Origin of the sequence: Sphingobium cloacae, from assembly GCF_002355855.1 — a bacterium.
Lineage (GTDB): Bacteria > Pseudomonadota > Alphaproteobacteria > Sphingomonadales > Sphingomonadaceae > Sphingobium > Sphingobium cloacae.
This window is the reverse complement of sequence record NZ_AP017660.1, coordinates 12,951-30,940: the sequence shown is the minus strand read 5'-3', so window position 1 is coordinate 30,940 and position 17,990 is coordinate 12,951. Positions and strand designations below refer to the sequence as shown.

General features: G+C 62.2%; 24 protein-coding genes. 11 read left to right on the top strand and 13 right to left on the bottom strand.

The features are described 5' to 3' along the window. Positions 1-16 precede the first annotated feature (16 nt). The 3 genes from SCLO_RS22390 to SCLO_RS22380 all read right to left on the bottom strand — a co-directional run bounded on the left by SCLO_RS22390 (position 17) and on the right by SCLO_RS22380 (position 2,704). On the bottom strand, positions 17-1,042 hold the full coding sequence (locus SCLO_RS22390; protein WP_066521100.1) for a hydroxyquinol 1,2-dioxygenase: 1,026 nt from the start codon (positions 1,040-1,042) through the stop codon (positions 17-19). Positions 1,043-1,087: 45 nt separating this feature from the next. Further along, positions 1,088-1,600: a cupin domain-containing protein gene (locus tag SCLO_RS22385; RefSeq protein WP_066521091.1), complete on the bottom strand. Its 513-nt coding sequence runs from the start codon at positions 1,598-1,600 to the stop codon at positions 1,088-1,090. A gap of 258 nt (positions 1,601-1,858) precedes the next feature. Then, the gene (locus tag SCLO_RS22380) at positions 1,859-2,704 is read right to left on the bottom strand and encodes a helix-turn-helix domain-containing protein (protein ID WP_231923482.1); all 846 of its coding nucleotides are present in this window, start codon (positions 2,702-2,704) and stop codon (positions 1,859-1,861) included. A 206-nt stretch (positions 2,705-2,910) separates the two neighbouring features. Between SCLO_RS22380 and SCLO_RS22375 the strand changes: the two genes are divergently transcribed. The 6 genes from SCLO_RS22375 to istB all read left to right on the top strand — a co-directional run bounded on the left by SCLO_RS22375 (position 2,911) and on the right by istB (position 9,318). Next, positions 2,911-3,621 (top strand): CoA transferase subunit A, encoded by a 711-nt coding sequence (locus tag SCLO_RS22375; protein ID WP_066521087.1) that lies wholly within the window; start codon positions 2,911-2,913, stop codon positions 3,619-3,621. Further along, positions 3,618-4,295 (top strand): 3-oxoacid CoA-transferase subunit B, encoded by a 678-nt coding sequence (locus SCLO_RS22370; RefSeq protein WP_217998389.1) that lies wholly within the window; start codon positions 3,618-3,620, stop codon positions 4,293-4,295. The genes SCLO_RS22375 and SCLO_RS22370 overlap by 4 nt, the downstream gene beginning before the upstream one ends. Beyond that, positions 4,295-5,497, top strand: coding sequence for a 3-oxoadipyl-CoA thiolase (gene pcaF, locus SCLO_RS22365; RefSeq protein ID WP_066521085.1), 1,203 nt, complete (start codon positions 4,295-4,297; stop codon positions 5,495-5,497). Before SCLO_RS22370 ends, pcaF begins: the two co-directional genes overlap by 1 nt. 68 nt (positions 5,498-5,565) lie before the next feature. After that, complete coding sequence (locus SCLO_RS22360; protein WP_066521082.1) at positions 5,566-6,336, top strand: IclR family transcriptional regulator domain-containing protein; 771 nt, start codon at positions 5,566-5,568, stop codon at positions 6,334-6,336. A gap of 619 nt (positions 6,337-6,955) precedes the next feature. Then, positions 6,956-8,458 carry an IS21 family transposase gene (istA, locus tag SCLO_RS22355; RefSeq protein WP_011950689.1) on the top strand — a complete coding sequence of 501 codons (1,503 nt, stop codon included), beginning with the start codon at positions 6,956-6,958 and terminating at the stop codon, positions 8,456-8,458. Next, the gene (istB, locus tag SCLO_RS22350; protein ID WP_004211466.1) at positions 8,455-9,318 is read left to right on the top strand and encodes an IS21-like element helper ATPase IstB; all 864 of its coding nucleotides are present in this window, start codon (positions 8,455-8,457) and stop codon (positions 9,316-9,318) included. Before istA ends, istB begins: the two co-directional genes overlap by 4 nt. 109 nt (positions 9,319-9,427) lie before the next feature. Here istB and SCLO_RS22345 read toward each other — a convergent pair whose 3' ends face one another. Then, a complete protein-coding gene (locus SCLO_RS22345) occupies positions 9,428-10,465 on the bottom strand; it encodes an MFS transporter (RefSeq protein WP_066521073.1) in 1,038 nt (345 codons plus the stop codon). A 68-nt stretch (positions 10,466-10,533) separates the two neighbouring features. On the opposite strand from SCLO_RS22345, the gene SCLO_RS22340 reads away from it, so the two are divergent. After that, a complete protein-coding gene (locus tag SCLO_RS22340; RefSeq protein WP_066521070.1) occupies positions 10,534-11,301 on the top strand; it encodes an IS6 family transposase in 768 nt (255 codons plus the stop codon). A 64-nt stretch (positions 11,302-11,365) separates the two neighbouring features. Here the strand turns inward: SCLO_RS22340 and SCLO_RS22335 are convergent, their stop codons facing one another. Genes SCLO_RS22335 through SCLO_RS22325 form a run of 3 tightly spaced genes read right to left on the bottom strand, consistent with a single transcriptional unit; the run spans position 11,366 to position 12,669 of the window. After that, on the bottom strand, positions 11,366-11,986 hold the full coding sequence (locus SCLO_RS22335) for a histidine phosphatase family protein (RefSeq protein WP_008831329.1): 621 nt from the start codon (positions 11,984-11,986) through the stop codon (positions 11,366-11,368). Between the two features lie 6 nt (positions 11,987-11,992). Then, on the bottom strand, positions 11,993-12,445 hold the full coding sequence (locus SCLO_RS22330) for a DUF2442 domain-containing protein (protein WP_008831328.1): 453 nt from the start codon (positions 12,443-12,445) through the stop codon (positions 11,993-11,995). Further along, positions 12,442-12,669 carry a DUF4160 domain-containing protein gene (locus tag SCLO_RS22325; RefSeq protein ID WP_020817904.1) on the bottom strand — a complete coding sequence of 76 codons (228 nt, stop codon included), beginning with the start codon at positions 12,667-12,669 and terminating at the stop codon, positions 12,442-12,444. The genes SCLO_RS22330 and SCLO_RS22325 overlap by 4 nt, the downstream gene beginning before the upstream one ends. 137 nt (positions 12,670-12,806) lie before the next feature. On the opposite strand from SCLO_RS22325, the gene SCLO_RS24140 reads away from it, so the two are divergent. Next, complete coding sequence (locus SCLO_RS24140) at positions 12,807-13,034, top strand: hypothetical protein (protein WP_008831326.1); 228 nt, start codon at positions 12,807-12,809, stop codon at positions 13,032-13,034. Here the strand turns inward: SCLO_RS24140 and SCLO_RS22315 are convergent. From SCLO_RS22315 to SCLO_RS22295, 5 genes are read right to left on the bottom strand one after another with little or no spacing between them, the layout of a single operon-like run. Next, on the bottom strand, positions 13,006-13,212 hold the full coding sequence (locus SCLO_RS22315) for a hypothetical protein (protein WP_008831325.1): 207 nt from the start codon (positions 13,210-13,212) through the stop codon (positions 13,006-13,008). The genes SCLO_RS24140 and SCLO_RS22315 overlap by 29 nt on opposite strands. Before the next feature lie 13 nt (positions 13,213-13,225). Further along, positions 13,226-13,387 (bottom strand): helix-turn-helix domain-containing protein, encoded by a 162-nt coding sequence (locus SCLO_RS22310; RefSeq protein ID WP_015449421.1) that lies wholly within the window; start codon positions 13,385-13,387, stop codon positions 13,226-13,228. Positions 13,388-13,438: 51 nt separating this feature from the next. After that, a complete protein-coding gene (locus SCLO_RS22305) occupies positions 13,439-13,858 on the bottom strand; it encodes a helix-turn-helix domain-containing protein (RefSeq protein WP_007685989.1) in 420 nt (139 codons plus the stop codon). A 35-nt stretch (positions 13,859-13,893) separates the two neighbouring features. Then, positions 13,894-14,214 carry a type II toxin-antitoxin system YafQ family toxin gene (locus tag SCLO_RS22300; RefSeq protein WP_007685988.1) on the bottom strand — a complete coding sequence of 107 codons (321 nt, stop codon included), beginning with the start codon at positions 14,212-14,214 and terminating at the stop codon, positions 13,894-13,896. After that, entirely contained in the window at positions 14,183-14,464 is a 282-nt protein-coding gene (locus SCLO_RS22295; RefSeq protein ID WP_007685985.1) for a type II toxin-antitoxin system RelB/DinJ family antitoxin, read from the bottom strand. Before SCLO_RS22295 ends, SCLO_RS22300 begins: the two co-directional genes overlap by 32 nt. Before the next feature lie 414 nt (positions 14,465-14,878). Here SCLO_RS22295 and SCLO_RS22285 point away from each other — a divergent pair, with 414 nt between their 5' ends. The 3 genes from SCLO_RS22285 to SCLO_RS22275 all read left to right on the top strand — a co-directional run bounded on the left by SCLO_RS22285 (position 14,879) and on the right by SCLO_RS22275 (position 16,611). Then, on the top strand, positions 14,879-15,520 hold the full coding sequence (locus tag SCLO_RS22285) for a SprT-like domain-containing protein (protein ID WP_008831324.1): 642 nt from the start codon (positions 14,879-14,881) through the stop codon (positions 15,518-15,520). Positions 15,521-15,646: 126 nt separating this feature from the next. After that, on the top strand, positions 15,647-16,300 hold the full coding sequence (gene parA, locus SCLO_RS22280) for a ParA family partition ATPase (protein WP_007686145.1): 654 nt from the start codon (positions 15,647-15,649) through the stop codon (positions 16,298-16,300). Continuing rightward, positions 16,297-16,611, top strand: coding sequence for a ribbon-helix-helix domain-containing protein (locus tag SCLO_RS22275; RefSeq protein ID WP_007686146.1), 315 nt, complete (start codon positions 16,297-16,299; stop codon positions 16,609-16,611). Before parA ends, SCLO_RS22275 begins: the two co-directional genes overlap by 4 nt. Before the next feature lie 63 nt (positions 16,612-16,674). On the opposite strand, the gene SCLO_RS22270 is transcribed toward SCLO_RS22275, so the two are convergent. Continuing rightward, entirely contained in the window at positions 16,675-17,787 is a 1,113-nt protein-coding gene (locus tag SCLO_RS22270) for a replication initiator protein A (protein WP_007686147.1), read from the bottom strand. Positions 17,788-17,990 lie beyond the last annotated feature (203 nt).

Below are 17,990 nucleotides of genomic sequence, written 5' to 3'. Positions count from 1 at the left end.
GTGTGTTTTCAAAAGTTCAGAAAGTGACCGGGACCACCGGTGCGGTGCCGTCGGCGATCATCTGCGGGATCTTTGGCGAACCATTTTCCCAGACCAGCAACATCGAGCGCTTGGTCGAATAGCCCTGGTGCCGGATATCGGCCGGCATGCAGCAGATATCACCGGCCCGGGCGGTGACGCGGGCGCGCGGCTTGCCGCTTTCCTTGTCCTTCACGTCCCAGACGATCTCGTCCGAAAGCTGCAGGAACCATTCGCATCGATCATTGCCATGCTCGACCGGCAGAATGAATTCCTCAGAGGTGGGGCAGAACAGACTGTCACCCACCACCGAGCAGACGCTGGGGTTCCAGGTTACGTCAGAACGCGACAGATAGCCGAACAGGTTGTACGCGCTCACTTCAGCTTCGAAGCCTGGCTCGGCCTCGACCACCGGCTGCTCTTGCGGAACGTCGGCAAACTGGCGATTGACGGGAAAGCCATTGGCGTCGGTGCGGACCGGGGTATCGCCCGGCAGACCGACCATGCGCCGCGCAGTAACGCGCTGACGACTGATCGCTTCATCGTTGTTGCCGTTCTTGATGCCCCAGGGCAGGCCAGTTTCCATCGGCGCGGCAAAGGGATCGTAGCCTTCGACGGTCCAGTCCGAGAGAATGTCCTTGAACACGGCCATCAGGGCGCTCGACTTGAAGCGTTCTTCATGGTCGCGACCGGCGTTGCGATACGCATCGTTGAAGCGGCCAGCGAACATCGTCACTTCACCGTAGTGATTGATGGTGCCGAAGACGTGGTCGAAGTTCACGACACCGTAGAAGAAGCCCCAGGCCACGTCGCGCATCATCGCACGCAGGAAGGCGTCGATCGGGATGATGTGCGATCCGCCGGGCCAGGTCAGACGCGCGAAGTATTCGTCACGCGTGAACGTGAAACCACCGGCGCGAAACGAGCGGTAGCCCGTCTCATTGTTGATAGCCAGATGCTCGGTATCGGTGCGTGCTTTGCTATCACCGAAATCGATGATCTCAAGTGCTTCGGACATAGCCATGATTGGTCTCTCCAACTTTCTCGTGATTGGGAAGGACAGAGGGGCTCAGGCCGCCTCGGTCTGGCAGATCTCGCCCCACTTCTGGACTGTCACTGCGCCCTCGATGGACTGGAACAGCATCGCTGCAGGCTGCTCGGCGTAGAAACGGTAAGCCGCGCCGACCGGCAGCAGTGCCATGTGCCCGCGCCGAAGAACGATACGGCCCATCTTGCGACCTTCGGGAAGTGCCTCACCGATCGCTACGGCGCCTTCGCTATCGGGATCGACATAAGCGTCGGAATTGTCGAGCTTGAGCAGATGGACTTCGATCTGCCCGTCCATGGCGAGTACGAATTCGTCGTGAGCGCAGCTGAACCAGCCCGACGTGCCTTCCGCACGAGCGGATTCGATAACGTATTCAAAATTCTTGCCTACGGCGACCCTCTCGTAGGGCGCGGCATTGGCAGCGACTTCAAAGACGTTGGAGAAAACGTAGTTGCGGGGATCGTCATCGATGATCTCGACACCGCCCTTGCGATAGTCGGTCAAAGCGCCGAATTTGGTGACCACGTCGGCCATCTATCTCTTCCTCTCGTGAATTGTCGGAAACCCTAGGTTCCTTCGATACGACGATAGGTAGGTGAGCAACCGGGTCACGCCCTGCACAAAGGTAGCGTTGTTCTGCACGTTTCAGGAGCGCTGCGACGAACCGGTCGGACGTTCAGGTACTGCGCAGCGCCGCCGGTATTAGACGGCGCCATGACGCGATCGAGCCGGCTGCCGTCACGAGCCGGCAGGTCCTGGCTAAAGCCTAGACTGGAATGCGCAAGGAGACGCTCAGAGGCGCAGCGCGCGCCGGTATGCGGCCGGGGTTGTGCCCTGCTGGCGGCCAAACAGGCGGGTCAGATGTTCCTGATGGCTGAAGCCGCAGCGATATGCGATTTCTGCGATCGGCAGATCGCCGGCCAGCAGATGGCGTGCGCGTGATACTCTCATCTCGATGAGGTACTGGTGCGGTGCCTTGCCCGTGGATCGCTTGAACTGACGGGCGAAATGAATCGGGCTGAGGCCCACTGCTTCGGCCAGATCGTCGATGCTCAGCGACTCTTCCATGCGCTCCTCGATCACGTCGTGAACCGCTTCAAGCTGCCGCTGGTTCAGGCCGGTGATCCGGGGCAACTCTGCCTGAAGACCGCAAGAATGGTGCCGCACGATCTGGGCCGCCAGCAGTCGAGCAACGCCGTCGGCAAAGAAATCGGATTGGTTATCGGCCATCATGCCGCAGACCATGCGGCCCATCTGCTCGATCAGCGGATCGCGCTCGCCGAACCGGGGAAGAAACTCGACCTTCTCCGGATCGCCCTTGCACAATTCCTGCGCGGCCGCCCGAATAAGGCTCCGACGGATGTAGAGGTGTATGGTTTCCAGAGGCGCCGTCAGCGATACCCCGAAATCCTGATTGGGAGGAAGCACGAACAGGCCGCCTGGAGCTATCCTTTGCTTCTCCTGTTCGCCGCTGAGATTGCGTTCGACACGCACTGGACCAGACAAGTGCACGATAATCAGATGGTCGTCGCGGCCTTCGAAGCGATCGCTGTAGGGCCGTTCGAATTGATGCGAGGCGTAAAGAGAGCGCCAGCCCAGCGTATCGCTCGACTGCACAATCTGATGCTCAGGGCGCATCAGAATTCCATGTGTTTCCGTGACCTTGAAGGCGTCTGCGGAACCAGCTCGCATTGAAAACTCTCCCAGACGCCTGCTTCGGCGTTTCTTCGTCTTACCACTAGATCGGGCAGGATTGCACGACTCAGTTGACGGCCTATAGCACCCTTTATAAATTGAACGATAAACATACTCAATACACGATAATCGTTCAACGGAGGCGATGTATGCCGAGAAAGATATTCGACGACCCCAGAGCGGCGCTGGAAGGTCTGCTGTTCGATGGCATGACAATCATGTCAGGAGGCTTTGGGCTATCGGGTAACCCGGAAAGCCTGATTCCGGAGATCAGGAGCGCGGGGGTTAAGGGTCTCACAGTCATATCCAACAACGCCGGCGCCGATGGCTTTGGCTTGTGGGCGCTGCTGGAAAGCCGCCAGGTGCGTAAGATGATCTCATCGTACGTCGGAGAGAACAAACTGTTCGAGCAGCAGTATCTTTCGGGCGAGCTTGAGCTGGAGCTCAATCCTCAAGGTACGCTTGCAGAGCGCATCCGCGCGGGCGGTGCCGGAATTCCGGCGTTCTACACTGCAACCGGCGTCGGCACCGTCGTGGCGGAGGGCAAGCCAGTCGAGGAATTTGACGGCAAGGCTTACGTGCGTGAAACCTGGCTGCGCGCTGATCTGGCGATCATCAAAGCCTGGCGCGCGGACCCGTCCGGCAACCTTATGTTCCGCAAGACCGCGCGCAATTTCAATCCGAACATGGCGACCGCTGCGAAAGTGACGGTGGTTGAAGTGGAGGAGATCGTCGAGCCCGGCACGTTCGATCCCGATACGATCCACACGCCCGGCATCTACGTCGATCGGATCGTTCTATCCACCATCAACGAAAAGCGCATCGAAAAGCTGACGACGCGCGAGCGGGAGAGCGCATGATGACGCAGAACACGAGTGGCTGGAGCCGTGAACAGATGGCCGAGCGCGCTGCGCGAGAGCTTGAGGATGGTTACTACGTCAATCTAGGCATCGGCATACCCACTCTGGTCGCCAACTATGTGCCCCATGACATCGAAGTCACCTTGCAGTCGGAGAACGGCATGTTGGGCATGGGCCCCTTCCCTTATGCCGACGAAGTTGATCCGGACCTCATCAATGCCGGCAAACAGACCATCACGCAATTGCCCACCTCCAGCTTCTTTTCCTCCGCAGACAGCTTCGCGATGATCCGGGGAGGCCATATCGATCTTACCGTTCTTGGCGCCATGGAAGTCTCTGCCAGCGGTGACATCGCCAACTGGACGATCCCGGGCAAGATGGTGAAGGGAATGGGAGGCGCAATGGACCTGGTCGCCGGCGTCAAGCGTGTGGTCGTGGTGATGGAGCACTGCAACAAGCACGGTGCTCCCAAGATCCTGGAGGAGTGCTCGCTGCCGCTTACCGGCCAGAACGTAGTGGACCTGATCGTCACCGACTTGTGCGTGTTGGCCTGCGACAAAGTAGCAGGCGGCCTGACGCTGGTGGAACTGGCGCCAGGCATTACCGCGGAGCAGGTCGTCTCCAGCACCGCAGCAGCCGTCGATATCTCGGCCTTTGAAGCGGAGGCGGCCTAATGGCACACGCTTTCCTATGCGACGCGGTCCGCACACCGATCGGACGGTTCGGCGGGGCACTTGCTCCGGTGCGAGCGGACGATCTGGCGGCAATTCCGATCAAGGCCTTGCTGGAGCGCAATTCCGGGCTTGATCCTGCCGCCATCGAGGAGGTGTTTTTGGGCTCGGCCAACCAGGCGGGCGAGGACAACCGCAATGTCGCGCGTATGGCGGCGTTGCTGTCGGGCTTGCCCACCAACGTGCCCGGCACCACGCTCAACCGCCTCTGCGCCAGCGGTGCCGACGCGGTGGGCACCGCGGCACGCGCCGTCGTCTCAGGCCAGATCGACCTGGCCATCGCGGGCGGAGTCGAAAGCATGACCCGCGCGCCGCTCGTCATGGGCAAGGCCGAGAAGGCCTGGTCCCGTACACCAAGTATTGAGGATACGACGATTGGCTGGCGCTTTGTCAATCCGGCCATGAAGGCGCTCTACGGCGTTGATTCCATGCCGGAAACAGGCGAGAACGTAGCACGAGACTATGGCGTCAGCCGCGCCGATCAGGACTTCTTTGCCCTCCGCAGCCAGCAGCGCGCGGCGGTGTCACAGGCAAACGGCTTCTTCGCGGAAGAGATCGTTCCGGTCACGATCACCGGTCGGAAGGGCAATGTTATCGTCGATCGCGATGAGCATCCGCGTCCCGAAACTACCGCGGAAGCGCTGGCGAAGCTTAAGCCGATTGTACATACCGATGGGACTGTCACGGCAGGCAATGCCTCAGGCGTGAATGACGGTGCGGCTGCGATGCTCATCGCTAGTGAGGCGGCGTTGAAGGCGCACGGCCTAACGCCGCGCGCACGGGTACTCGGCATGGCGACCGCTGGCGTCGAACCGCGTGTGATGGGTATCGGCCCGGTTCCCGCCAGCAGGAAGCTACTTGCTCGGTTAGGCCTGACGATTGACGACTTCGATCTTATCGAGATCAACGAGGCGTTCGCCAGCCAGGTCATCGCTTCGATGCGCGAACTTGGCGTTGATCCTGGGGATGAGCGTCTGAACCCGAACGGCGGCGCGATCGCACTAGGCCATCCATTAGGTATGTCCGGCGCGCGCCTTGCCCTGACGGCTGCGCATTCGCTGCAGCAATCGGGCGGGAAACGCGCCCTGGTGACAATGTGCATCGGCGTCGGTCAGGGGCTGGCGCTGGCGCTCGAACGTGCCTGATGATCTGGACATCGACTGATTCGCGCTCCATGTCCGCCGATGTCCCAAAAGCGGGGACAGGAGCACGAATGAGCGAACCACATCCCGACTTCATGCAGTCCCTTGCCCGGGGACTGCAGGTACTCGAAGCGTTCCGGGAGTTGGGCGCGGGGCAATCGATCGCTAGTTTGTCGACGCATACCGACCTACCGCGCGGCGTGATTGCGCGATGCCTATATACGCTATCAGAGCTTGGCTACGTCGGAAGGAGAGAACGGCTCTATCACGTTCTTCCCGGCGTCTTGCGTCTCGCCGATGCATTTCTTTCAGATCGATCCCTCTCGGCATTGGCGCAACCGGTGCTGGAGGGGTTGCGCGACGAGCTTGATGAATCCTGTTCTCTCGCCGTCCTCGACGGCGCGGAGATCCTTTACGTCGCGCGTGCGTCACGAAGCCGGATCATGTCTATCGGCCTGCATGTGGGCTCAAGGCTTCCAGCGTGGGTTACATCGATGGGCCGCGTGCTTCTGGCATCGCTCGCGCCGGCTGAACGCGATACCCTGCTGCCGCAAGAACCTCTTCCACGTCTGACCCCCCTAACGCTCGTGGACCGAGCTGCACTGGAGAAGGTCTTGGAAGGCGTCGTCGGCAACGGTTATGCCATCGTCGACCAGGAGCTGGAAATCGGCCTGCGTTCAATCGCAGTGCCGGTATGCAACGAAGCGGGCTGCACGATTGGCGCCCTGAACGTCGGTACCAATGCGCTGGAGCGCAGCCTCCAGGACCTGGAAAAGACCATACTGCCTGCACTGACCAGAGCAGCATCGTCACTGGGCCGCCAGGCTCACCTTTCGGGGTAACGGGCAGGCCGAAGAACGTCTGGGCTACCTCACGTGCCAATCATGCGGATCTTTGCGCTATAGCGCAGAGGCAGCGCACTCGCCCATACAGTCGCAATCACGCCTCCGCCTCGACGAATGATCGTGACGTACCATACCCGTGAACCTGCGATCGTCTCAAGACGTGCAATTGCCAGGACTTCGCTGCCCAGGGCGTGAGCCCGGATCAGATGAGGTGGCGTTGTTCGCGTAGCCCATAGGATCGGTGTCCTCGTGCTCGATCTCGACTAACGGTATGGCCTGACGGTCCTGACGGTCGCTGGGGCAGTCAGGGTGGGGACCGGAAACCAGTAAGCCAAACTATCGCCTGAAAAACCCAATCGACGGCCCGCCAATCGTTCACGAGAAAGGGGAGCGGAGACATCCACTCCCCTGAAATGCGCGGCGACTGACAGGATGCGAGCGTAGCGACAATCAAGATGAGAATCGGTTGTTGGGGTGTCGGTGAAGGGCGGAGGGCGTAGCCCGAAGCCCGTAGCCGAGACCCCAACAACCGATGGCCCTTTAATGGAGGAGCCGCAGATCGTCGGGGCCGACCCAATATTCATTGGCATATCCAGATTGGAGGGAGATGCCGTGAGTGCCGGGTTGCCAAGTCAACGATCATCAAATGAGGCTTTTCATGAAATTGCGACAGACCAACCCGGTCCCGGTGGCTGCGGCGAAGGCCGGGTTCAGCACCGCGACGGGCTACCGGATCGCGAGCGATCCGGTGCTTCCTTCACACCGTAAAGCGCCCCGCGGCCGACGGCGACCTGATCCGTTGGAATCGATCTTCGAGAGCGAGATCGTACCAATGCTGAAGGCGGCACCTGGCTTGCGGGCGGTGGCGATCTTCGAGGAGATGCGCCGTCGCCATCCCGATCTCGATTTTGGGGTTCGCCGCACGATGGAGCGTCGTATCCGTGCCTGGCGGGCCGTTCATGGCCCGGAACAGGAAGTGATCTTCCGCCAGACTCATGAGCCGGGGCGAATGGGCCTTTCGGACTTCACCGACATGAGGAGCCTCAAAGTCACGATCGCGGGTGCGCCCCTCGATCACCTGCTTTACCACTTCCGCCTGGTGTGGTCAGGCTTCGAACATGCCCATGTCATCCTGGGCGGCGAGAGCTATGTCGCATTGGCTGAGGGGCTGCAGAACGCGCTTTGGATGCTGGGCGGCGCGCCGGGCGAACACCGCAGCGACAGTCTGTCGGCCGCGTTTCGCAACCTTGATGCCGATGCCCGTGCGGACTTGACCACACGCTACGACGCCTTGTGCGAACATTATGGCATGACGCCGACCCGCAACAACCGCGGCATCGCACATGAGAATGGCAGCGTCGAAAGCTCCCACGGCCATCTCAAGGCGGCGGTGGAGGATGCGCTGGCGATGCGTGGATCGACCGACTTCGAGGACCTCGCGGCCTATCGCAGGTTCATCGACGAGATCGTTGCCCGAAAGAACCGGCGCAGTGCCGCCCGCATCGACACCGAAAGGGCAACGCTCAAACCGCTACCTGATCGTCGCACCAGCGACTACGAGGAACATATCCTTCCCGTCACCTCGTCCAGCACCTTCGTTCTGCGCAAGGTGTTCTACACGGTGCCGTCACGGTTGATCGGGCATCGACTGCGTGTGCGCCTCTACGATGATCGGCTCGATCTGTTCCTGGGCGGCAGTTATCTCATGACCCGGCCACGCGGTCGCCCGAAAAGCGCTACCGAACATGGCTATGTGGTGGATTACCGTCACGTGATCCATAGCCTCAGGCGTAAGCCGATGGCCCTGCTGCAGCTGACCTATCGCGACCAGTTGTTCCCGCGCGAGGCGTACAGGCTCATGTTCGAACGGCTGCTCGAAGCCATGTCCGAGCGTGACGCTTGCCGTAAGATGGTCGAGTTGCTGTCCATGGCCCATGAACGGGCCTGCGAGGCCGAGCTTGCCGATCTTCTCGCCCAGGACCTTGACGAAGGCCGGCTGCCTGACATCGCCGCGTTGCGAACGCGCTTCTCGCCCGATCCGGCCGCGCTGCCCGAGGTGGTGGTCGAGCTTGGCCCCCTGACCGACTACGATGCCCTGCTGCTGGGAGAGGCCGCATGACCAAGGCCCATAACGTCGATGCCCAGCGCCTGAGCTTCATCCTCAACGAGTTGAGGCTTCCTGCCATCAAGGTGATCTGGCCCGAGTTTACCGAACGTGCCGACAAGGAGGGCTGGCCCGCCACCCGACTGCTCGCTGCACTTACCGAGCATGAAATGGCCGAACGTGACCGGCGTAGGATCGAACGTCATCTGAGCGACGCACGATTACCACCGGGCAAAACGCTCGACAGCTTCGCCTTCGACGCCGTGCCGATGGTCTCGCGGGCGCAGGTCACGGCCATGACCTCGGGCGACGGATGGCTGGAAAAGGGCGCCAATCTCATCCTGTTCGGCCCGCCGGGCGGAGGAAAGAGCCACTTGGCGGCAGCCATCGGCCTGCAACTTGTCCAGAATGGTTGGCGCGTGCTGTTCACCCGCACGTCCGAGCTGGTCCAGAAGCTTCAGCTCGCGCGCCGCGAACTGGCGCTCGAATCCGCCATCGCCAAGCTCGACAAATACCACCTGCTCATCCTGGACGACCTCGCCTATGTCGCCAAGGATCAGGCTGAAACCTCCGTGCTCTTCGAGTTGATCAGCGCACGCTATGAGCGCCGATCCATGCTCATCACGGCCAACCAGCCCTTCGGCGAATGGAACCGGGTCTTCCCGGATCCCGCCATGACGCTCGCGGCCGTCGACCGTCTCGTTCATCACGCCACCATCTTCGAGATGAATGTCGAGAGCTATCGTCGCAGGGCCGCCCTCCAGCGACAGACAGGGGCTGGAAGGACCCCAAAATACGCGACAATCAAATCCATCGAGAAAATGTCGATCAGCGACAATCAGAGCGAAGAATCGCCCTTGCCAGCGACAATCTAACCCGGCACCATGAACCCGCCGCGACAATCTGTTCTCATCCTGATAGTCGCTGACCTCTCACCCAGATCGTCGCGCTATACCTGAAACGGGTATCTGGAAAGTTGATGGATTAATCCGTGATCGCCAGCTTCCTCGGGGCGGTCTCCTTCAGGAAGAACATCAGCAGCACGCCGATCGCCAGTCCGCCAAGGGCCAGGTAGAGCATCGACTGGATGCCGTACGTCGCGATCAGGTAACCGGCTACGACGAGAGCAAGGCCACCACCGAAGACTTCGCCGACGCCGATGATGAGGCCGGCAGCGGTCGAGACCATGCCTGGAGGCGCAGATTCCGCAGCGATTGGGCCAGAAATCAGCGAGAGAAGGCCGAAACTGCAGACGGTAGCGCCGAACAGGGTGCCGAACAGGGGCAGAATTGACGCCCCGGTGTTGATGAACGCGAAGACGAAGATCGCGCCGCCGAGGAAGCCGAGGATCGCCATCGGGCGACGGCCGTAGATGTCCGAGAGCGTGGGAAGAATCCACTGACCGGCAAAGCCGCCGAAGCCGATAGCAGAAGCGGCCGAAGCAGCGGCCCATGCGTCGAGATGCAGGTGTTCGGTCAGGTAGAGCGGTGCGAACGCAGCCAGGGTGAAGATCCCGCACATGGCGCACAGCAGACCCAGCATACCGATGCGGACGTTACGCACTTTGAGTACCTGACCGATCGAGGCGCTGGGCTCGCTGGGCCGATGGGACACGCTGTCCGACTGCGTCGCAGCTGGCGTGCGATCACGAATGCACATCCAGATCAACGCGCTCAGAATAAGGCCAGGCACGGTGACGAGCAGGAACACCCCGCGCCACGTCGTGAAGCTCAGTAGCCATGCGGCAATGAAAGGCCCGAACCCGAGCCCGAACAGGGCGAACATGCTCTGTTGCAGACCTTGGTTGAAGCCGATGCGCGAGGGTTTGGAAGCTTCGGCGACCGCAGCAAAGCTGGTGGGGCAGAAGGCGCCTTCGGCCACGCCCATGACCCCGCGGATCAGCAGCAGGCTCATGAAGCCGCCAGCAAGACCAGACACACCCGATGCCAAAGAAAAGAAGATCAATGATGGGATCAGGACCTTGCGACGGCCGATCCGATCGGAGAGGCTGCCAAGAAACATCGCAGCGGCTCTGTTGCAAACTGATCCGATTTTCGGTGATCTGTCTTGCCGAGAGTGAGGGTGGCGCGATGTCAGGGTTCAAAGGGCGGCATTTTGAGGGTGAGATCGTGCTTTGGGCGGTGCGATGGTACTGCCGGTATGGCATCAGCTACCGGGATCTTGAGCAGATGATGGGCGAACGTGGCGTGAATGTTGACCATTCCACGATCTACCGCTGGGTTCAGAGATACGCCCCGGAGATCGAGAAGCGGCTGCGCTGGCAATGGCGCCGCCCTGCCTCGACGAGTTGGCGGGTCGATGAGACCTATATCAAGGTTCGTGGTGCCTGGACGTATCTGTATCGCGCGGTCGACAAGGACGGGAACACGATCGATTTTTATCTCTCGCCAACGCGGAATACGAAGGCTGCGAAGCGTTTCCTGGGCAAGGCGCTGGGCGGGTTGAAGGACTGGGAGAAACCCGAGATCATCAATACCGATAAGGCGCCGACCTACACCGCCGCCATTGCTGAACTGAAAGCGGAAGGCAAATGTCCCAAGGATACCCAGCATCGCCAGGTGAAGTATCTGAACAACGTCGTTGAGGCTGACCATGGCAAGCTGAAGCAGCTGATCCGGCCGGTGCGGGGTTTCAAGACACTGAAGACGGCGTATGCGACGATCAAAGGCTTCGAGGTGATGCGGGCCCTGCGCAAGGGACAGGCAGCTGCCTTCAATCTCACCCGCGACATTTGCGGCGAGGCGCGGCTGGTCGAGCGTGCCTTCGGCCTCGGCGCTTGCGCCCTCACCGAAGCCATTCAACTCATCGGCAAACGGATGGAACTTGAAGCAGCCTAATGGGCACCGCTCGAACAGCCATGAGACGAACTGCGCCCGTCATCACAGTTTGCAACAGAGCCATCTAGGCGGCGAGCGCGGGCGCGCAGGTCCAGCGGTCGCCCTGCCAATGAAACCCTACCCGCTGCGCGTTGCCGATCGCGGGCGGCTCGCCCTTGCGCCAGAAAGCGCGCATCTTGGCCCGATCGTCCAGATGGGCGTCGGCGACGATCGCGCGCGCGGCCTGGATGAACTGCCCATGCCCGAACACATAGGCCAGCGATCCCGCAGGCATGGCGGCGAGGCGCGTTAGCGCCGCCTCGCAGCGCCGTAACAGGGTGCTGAAACTCTCCGCCCCTTCCCCGTCGCAGTAGTCAGGATCGGCCTCGCGCCAATAGCGTTCTAGGTGCGGCATCCGTTCGGCGCTGCGCGTGCCGTTCCAGCGCGCAGGTTGCAAATAGGTGAACTCTTCGATCGGCCACACTTCCACCGGCACGCCTGGAAAGCGCGCGATCGTCGGCGCGGCCGTCTGCCGGGTGCGGGTATAGGGCGAGGTGACGATGAGCGCGGGCGCTTGCGTCCAGCTCGCCGCGACCGCGCGCGCCTGTTCGTGGCCGCGCTCCGTCAGCGCGATCGTCGCGAGATCGTGGCAGGGCACGCCGGCGTTGCCGGTGTTTTCGCCGTGGCGGATGAAGATCGCTCTCATGTCCGGTTAGGCGGCCCGGTATAGCCCATTGCTGGCTTCCCAGCCCCGGCACGCCAGCAAGATTGGTTTCGGCACCTTCTTTTCGCCGTTGGAGTAGTAGGCGACCATGCGGCGCGAGACGCCAAGCGCATCGGCCGCCTTCGACAGCGACAGCGCATGGCGCAGCCGCCATTCGAGGAAGGCGCGCACATCGCCATGCCCGGTTGCCGACAGCGTTTCGAGCCACAGCATGTCCGCGCCCAGCTCCGCACCCGAAGGCCAGGCCAGGCTATGACCCCAATCGCCCACTTCGACCTTGGCGAACTCGCCCGGATCGCGCAGCGCGGCAAAGGCGCGATCGGCGAGGACCGCGCCAAGATCGAGATCAGCCGCCGTCCCTTCCGACCAGGACAGATGCAGCGATGACGGCCCGGTCGCGCGCACGGCGGTAATGGTGCGGGCCTTGTCGGTGATGTTCATCCGTTCAACTCCTGCCACGTCTGCATGAGCAAAGCCTGATTAGGCCGCGCCCATTCCAATGCGTCCTTCAAGACCGCCGCCGACACGGTGCCCACGATCACGTCAAACGATGCAATCGCCACCGAGCAGCGGAAATCCGGGCCTTCGATGTGGAAATGCGGCACGCCATGATCGCGGCCATAGACGGCAATTTTCCAGCGGGGACCGCGAAACATCGTGACCATGCTTCAATGTAGTGCAAAGGTTGCACTAGTGCAAGGCTGATAGCCAAAATGATCTAAGCGCCTGGCGCTGGCACCGTGGCCCTACTCGTTGCGCTCCCCAAGCCCGCAAGCGGTCCTGGCCCAAGGTTCCGGCCCACATGGCGGGCGAGATCGCGTGCGCGGATCTCGCGGCACCCTCGCCGATTACCGGCGATGTAGGCGATCGGGCGTCCAGCCTTCAATTCGTCGCCGGGTTCCGGCGGCCGATCAGGCACCTTGTCGAGAATGCGGTCGAGATCACCCACCGCACGACCTTTGGAGCGCCGCGCGAAAAACTCGGCCGCCGTTTCGGGTCGATCAATCGTCATCATGGAGATCAGACATAAGCGCCTCAACGCTGGTGAAGCGCACGCCCTTGCCAGCTTCCAGTTCTTCGATCGCATCGCGCGTAGCAGCGCGGCCCATCAACTCGGCCTCCAACTTCGCCTTATGGGCCTCATTACGCGCGCGGCGCTCGGGACTCCAATCTTTCATAAGATCGGAAAAGGGGCGATGGCCGGCCATTCTATCAATCCTTCTAGGTGAGAATCTGGATGCCGCGCCGCTTCACCAGCGTCAGCAAGGCGAGCGCCGCGCCAGTCGGCCGCATCGTGCCGGCCTCCCAGCGCTGGACCGTGCGCTTGTGCGCCCACAGCAAGCGCGCAAACCCGGCCTGGCTCAAACCGCTCTCCTGGCGCACCGCCGGATTTCGGCCGCCTCCATCGGTGGATAAAGGATTTCGCCGTTTCGATCAGTCCCCGTCATGGTCGTTCATCCCGGCCATGCCGGCTGCTGCGCCGGCTTCGGCGATGGCGTCGTTGATTTCCTCGATCGTGAACCGCGCGCCGTTGCCCTTCACTATCCCGCGCAGGTCATCCCACGAGCTTTTGCGCGGTGCCGGCGGCGCGATGCCCGCCGCCGTCGCGGCGGTCATCAGGTCATCCAGCGAGAATCTGTTAAACTTCCCGCGCAGGAGGTCGTTGAGGCGGGGCGGCGTCAGCCCGAGCCGCTTGGCGGCCTCGCCCAGCGGCACGTCCCACGACTTCACCCGCGCGGTGATGCCCCGCATCAGGTCCGCGCGCGTCCTCAACTCCGTCGCCTCCTCCGGCGTGTCGGCGATTGCGTCAAAGACGCAGGCGAAGGTTTCGACCTTCATGTCGTCGGCGTTCATTGCCCTGCCTTCCAAACGTTCGGCCGTCGAGCCGATTACTCGAACAGTTCCGAATGGGTTCCCGCGCGCACGAAGTTCACCAGATTGCCCTCAATCGTGTAGATCAGCAGGAAATCGCCGCCGATATGGCACTCGCGATGATCGCTCCAATCGCCCTTGAGGGCGTGGTCCAGCCATTCCGGGCCAAGCGGCGCATCGTTGGCGATGAGCAGCATCATCGCTTCCTTGAGCTGGTTCATGTTGTAGCGGCCGCTGCGCGACAGCCGCTCCCAATCCTTGACGAACCGCTTTTCGTAGGATGCCTCTCTTGGGAACGAAGCCCGCTTACTGCTGGCGGGCTTCTTGGTCGAGGGCATCGAACAGTTCCTTGGGATCGGTGAAGCGCGCACGACGCGCCTTCATGGTCGCGCGGGACGATTCGATCGCGGCGCGCGTCTCGGCGTTGGGCACCTTCAGCTCGAACGGCAAGGCATGGTCCTTGGCGACCCGCGTAAGCGTCATGCGGACCACATCGGAAACCGTCAGCCCCAGCTCGGCTAGGACGGCGGCGGCTTCATCCTTCAATGTTTCGTCGATGCGCGCACGCACGAACGCGGTAGCAGCCATTGGAATCTCCCTAGTCAGACGAACGATGTAGCTCATTTGAGCAACAATTTCAATCTAGGCGAGGAGACTGCGCCTGCCGCTGCGCGGCACCGTGGCTCTACTCGCTTCGCTCCCCAAGCCCGCAAGCGGTCTTGGCCGAAGGTGACGACCCACATGGCGGGGCCGAGATCGCAAGCGGATCTCGGGCATGGTGCCGGCGTGCGCCGGCATGATGTTCGTTCGCATGGGGAAAGGCGGTCCCGGCCGCCTCTCCCCAGCAACGGCAATCAGCGGGACCGGGTTGGCGCGAAGCGCCCGCCCGCACCACTCCCGCAGATTCCCGCTGCCCCCCTCTCTCGCCGGCTGCTCCGCGCGAACTCGGGAGCGATGGCCGCAGCCATCGCCCCGCAGGGCGATTTGAAGGGAGTAGAAGGTATGGAACAGGACAACCGGGAAAGCTGGCTCAATCGGGTGGCGGCGGGCATGGCCCCCTTGTTCGCGGCGTTGGACGCTCCCCTGCCCGCGCGTATCCGCGTGGCGATCGGCTTCACCAGCTCGGGCCGGAAGGGCAAGGCGATCGGCGAGTGCTGGGATAACCGGCTGAGCGCGGACGGGCATTTTGAAATCTTCATCCGGCCCGACCTCGCGCACGCGCCTGACGCCATGCCGGCGCAGATCGCGGCCATCCTCGCGCATGAGCTGGTCCATGCCGCCGTCGGCATCCCGGCAGGGCATGGGAAAGCGTTTAAACGGATCGCGCTGGGGCTGGGGCTCGTCGGGCCGATGCGCGCCACCACCCCCGGCGAGGCGTTTCTTGCGGCCGTCGCGCCGATCTTGGACGCCGTTGGCCCCCTCCCCCATGCCCGTCTCGACACCGATGGGGAGTCGACCGCGCCGAAGAAGCAGAAAACCCGGATGCTCAAATGCGAGTGCGCGACGTGCGGCTATACCGTGAGGACCGCGCGCAAATGGCTTGAGCTGGCCGGAGCGCCGCTTTGCCCGATCGAGGATCACGGCCGCATGGAGCATGAGCCGCTGGACGACGGCAGCGAGGATGAGGGCGGCGACGACGGCTAGACCGCCCTCCCCTCCCCGCAATTCGGGGTTTCATTGACGCTGCGCGCCAGTTCGGGGTTTCGTTGACGCAACCGGAGCAAGCCAGTATGACCACATGCAAACATGCGATCATGTAAGGATATTCACATGCCAACAATCGCGATCATCAGCCAGAAGGGCGGCGCGGGGAAAACCACCCTCGCCTTGCACCTGGCCGCCGCCGCCGAGGATTCCGGGCATACCGCCCTTGTGATCGACGTCGACCCGCAGGCGACGGCGAGCCAGTGGGCGGCATGGCGACAGGATGCGCCCCCGGTCGTGATCGACAGCGCGCCCCCTCGCCTTGCCGCCAAGATCGAGCAGGCGACGGGCCAGGGCGCGGCGTTCATCGTAATCGACACCCCGCCCCACGCCGACAGCGCCGCCAGCGCCGCCGTCGAGGCGGCCGACCTAGTGTTGATCCCTTGCCGCCCCAGCGCGTTCGATTTGGCGGCGATCAAGACGACCGCCAGCCTTGTGAAGATGCGCGGCAAGCCTGCTTTCGTGATCTTCACGGCGGGAAGCCCGACCGCGCCGCGCATGTATGACGAAGCCGCGCAGCTCGTGCAGGATTATGGGCTTGACGCCTGCCCCCACCATATCGCGGATCGCGCCGCCTTTCGCCACGCGGCGGCCGAGGGCAAGACGGCGATGGAGATCGAGCCGAGCGGCAAGGCGGCCGATGAGGTGCGCCAGCTTTACAAGTGGACATGCGAGCATGTAAACATGCAAGCATCTAGGAAGCGGAGGGCCAACGCATGAGCCGGAAGGGATCATTGCTCGCATTGCGGGATCGCGATGCAGCGCCAGCGCCGGCGATGGTCGAGCCGGAGGGGAGGGCGGCCGCGCCGATCGCCCGTGGCACTGGCGCAGGCTCCGGCAGCGGATCGAGCAGCAACCCGGTTGCGCCGAGCCGTCAGGGCAAGAAGGCCATGACGGGCTATTTCAGCCCGGAAATGTCCTTCGCCATGCACATGACCGCCCGCAAGCACGGCATGAGCCTACAGGACGCGATGGCCGAGGCGTTCAACGACTGGCTTCGCAAGATGGGGGAAAGCCCTGTAGGCAAGTGAGCATGTCCACATGCAAACATGCGGGTAAGTAAACATGGCCGCTTGCCCGCATAGAGCAGGGGATCAGCGTAGTGGTTTGCGTTCGTGCCGTTTCTTGCAGAAGCCGAGGAAGGCCCCGGCAGGGCTTTTGAGTTCGGGCTTGCCCATGTCGTGCCACCACGACACCCATTCGTCATAGAGCGCATACACGTCATAGCCTGGCGCGGCCGTCTTGGCGTCGTGCATGGTTTCCGGGTCGATATAGGGCGCATCGTCGCCGGCGCTGGCGACCGGATCGGGCTTGGATTTGAGGCCCGAGCGGTTGCGGAACAAGATCACGTCATCATCCATCGTCACCGCATAGTCGGGGAAATGGCCGTGATCGGCGTCATGCTCGCAGACCTTCTTGACCAAGGCCCGGAACACTCGGAGCGGGCTGTTCGAGCCGCATTTCTTCTGTAGCAACTCTAGGCCGATCTTCCATTCGTCCTTCACGCCGCAATGCTTGCGCGCCAGTTCATACATGCGCCGCTCGAACGGCTTGCGGAGCCGGAAATAGTCGCGGTGGAGCGTCAGGACGTTCTTGCTGATGACCGAGCGATAGACCCAATCCGACAGGGTGATTTCGAGATCGAGCATCCGGCCATCGAACGTCTTGCGCGTGATCTTGGCCTCTTCGATCAGGCCGAAAATCCGCGTTTCTTCGACACCGCCCGTTTGAATATTGGTCCGCACCGTGGTCCCGCGCAGGCGGGTGAGGGCGTCGGCCATCAGTCGATAGCCTTCGCCGCTGGTTTGCCGGTTGGTGGCGACGAGCATGTCATAGGCTTGCAGGCGCACCGTGCGGCTAGGTTGCTCGCCCTGGTTCATCTTCGCGACGAGCTGCGAAATGCAGTAGATCAATATGTCCTTGTCGTGGATCGTCGCCAGCCCCTTGCCCGAGGGGATAATCTCGATGACGTTGCCGTTATGCTCGTAGCGCCGCGTCCGGTTGTCGGGCTTGGTCGAGAGCGAAAACACCGGATGCTCCATTGAGGCCATGTCATCCTTGGGGATGGCGTCCAGCACGTCGCAGATGAACAAGTCCTGGTTGGGATGGCGCACCGGCAGCAGCGGCGTGCGATCGTCGCCGTCCACGGCCGAGACCGGCGCGGCGATCGGCGCGTCAAACAGGGAAGGGGAGGGGTCTATCGTCATTTCACTAACGCTAGGGCTACTATCGTCATTTCACATACGCAAGCGGATTATCGTCATTTCAGATTCACCGCCGCGCTATCGTCATTTCGATTACGCTTGAGCGCGGCAGGGAAGGCCTGGCGCTATCGTCATAGTGGATTCGCCTTTTCGTCACTCTGGATTCGCTTTTTCGTCAGAGCGGATTCACCGCGCGGCAAATTTCT

Coding starts and splice junctions, on each gene's coding strand:
- SCLO_RS22390 (WP_066521100.1), bottom strand. CDS start 1,042: ATGGCTATGTCCGAAGCACTTGAGATCATCGATTTCGGTGATAGCAAA.
- SCLO_RS22360 (WP_066521082.1), top strand. CDS start 5,566: ATGAGCGAACCACATCCCGACTTCATGCAGTCCCTTGCCCGGGGACTG.
- SCLO_RS24140 (WP_008831326.1), top strand. CDS start 12,807: ATGGCGGGCGAGATCGCGTGCGCGGATCTCGCGGCACCCTCGCCGATT.
- SCLO_RS22345 (WP_066521073.1), bottom strand. CDS start 10,465: ATGTTTCTTGGCAGCCTCTCCGATCGGATCGGCCGTCGCAAGGTCCTG.
- pcaF (WP_066521085.1), top strand. CDS start 4,295: ATGGCACACGCTTTCCTATGCGACGCGGTCCGCACACCGATCGGACGG.
- SCLO_RS22270 (WP_007686147.1), bottom strand. CDS start 17,787: ATGACGATAGACCCCTCCCCTTCCCTGTTTGACGCGCCGATCGCCGCG.
- SCLO_RS22385 (WP_066521091.1), bottom strand. CDS start 1,600: ATGGCCGACGTGGTCACCAAATTCGGCGCTTTGACCGACTATCGCAAG.
- SCLO_RS22305 (WP_007685989.1), bottom strand. CDS start 13,858: ATGAACGCCGACGACATGAAGGTCGAAACCTTCGCCTGCGTCTTTGAC.
- SCLO_RS22285 (WP_008831324.1), top strand. CDS start 14,879: ATGGAACAGGACAACCGGGAAAGCTGGCTCAATCGGGTGGCGGCGGGC.
- SCLO_RS22275 (WP_007686146.1), top strand. CDS start 16,297: ATGAGCCGGAAGGGATCATTGCTCGCATTGCGGGATCGCGATGCAGCG.
- parA (WP_007686145.1), top strand. CDS start 15,647: ATGCCAACAATCGCGATCATCAGCCAGAAGGGCGGCGCGGGGAAAACC.
- SCLO_RS22330 (WP_008831328.1), bottom strand. CDS start 12,445: ATGAACATCACCGACAAGGCCCGCACCATTACCGCCGTGCGCGCGACC.
- SCLO_RS22315 (WP_008831325.1), bottom strand. CDS start 13,212: ATGGCCGGCCATCGCCCCTTTTCCGATCTTATGAAAGATTGGAGTCCC.
- istB (WP_004211466.1), top strand. CDS start 8,455: ATGACCAAGGCCCATAACGTCGATGCCCAGCGCCTGAGCTTCATCCTC.
- SCLO_RS22375 (WP_066521087.1), top strand. CDS start 2,911: ATGCCGAGAAAGATATTCGACGACCCCAGAGCGGCGCTGGAAGGTCTG.
- SCLO_RS22370 (WP_217998389.1), top strand. CDS start 3,618: ATGATGACGCAGAACACGAGTGGCTGGAGCCGTGAACAGATGGCCGAG.
- SCLO_RS22295 (WP_007685985.1), bottom strand. CDS start 14,464: ATGGCTGCTACCGCGTTCGTGCGTGCGCGCATCGACGAAACATTGAAG.
- SCLO_RS22335 (WP_008831329.1), bottom strand. CDS start 11,986: ATGAGAGCGATCTTCATCCGCCACGGCGAAAACACCGGCAACGCCGGC.
- SCLO_RS22380 (WP_231923482.1), bottom strand. CDS start 2,704: ATGCGCCCTGAGCATCAGATTGTGCAGTCGAGCGATACGCTGGGCTGG.
- SCLO_RS22300 (WP_007685988.1), bottom strand. CDS start 14,214: ATGCCCTCGACCAAGAAGCCCGCCAGCAGTAAGCGGGCTTCGTTCCCA.
- SCLO_RS22325 (WP_020817904.1), bottom strand. CDS start 12,669: ATGGTCACGATGTTTCGCGGTCCCCGCTGGAAAATTGCCGTCTATGGC.
- SCLO_RS22340 (WP_066521070.1), top strand. CDS start 10,534: ATGTCAGGGTTCAAAGGGCGGCATTTTGAGGGTGAGATCGTGCTTTGG.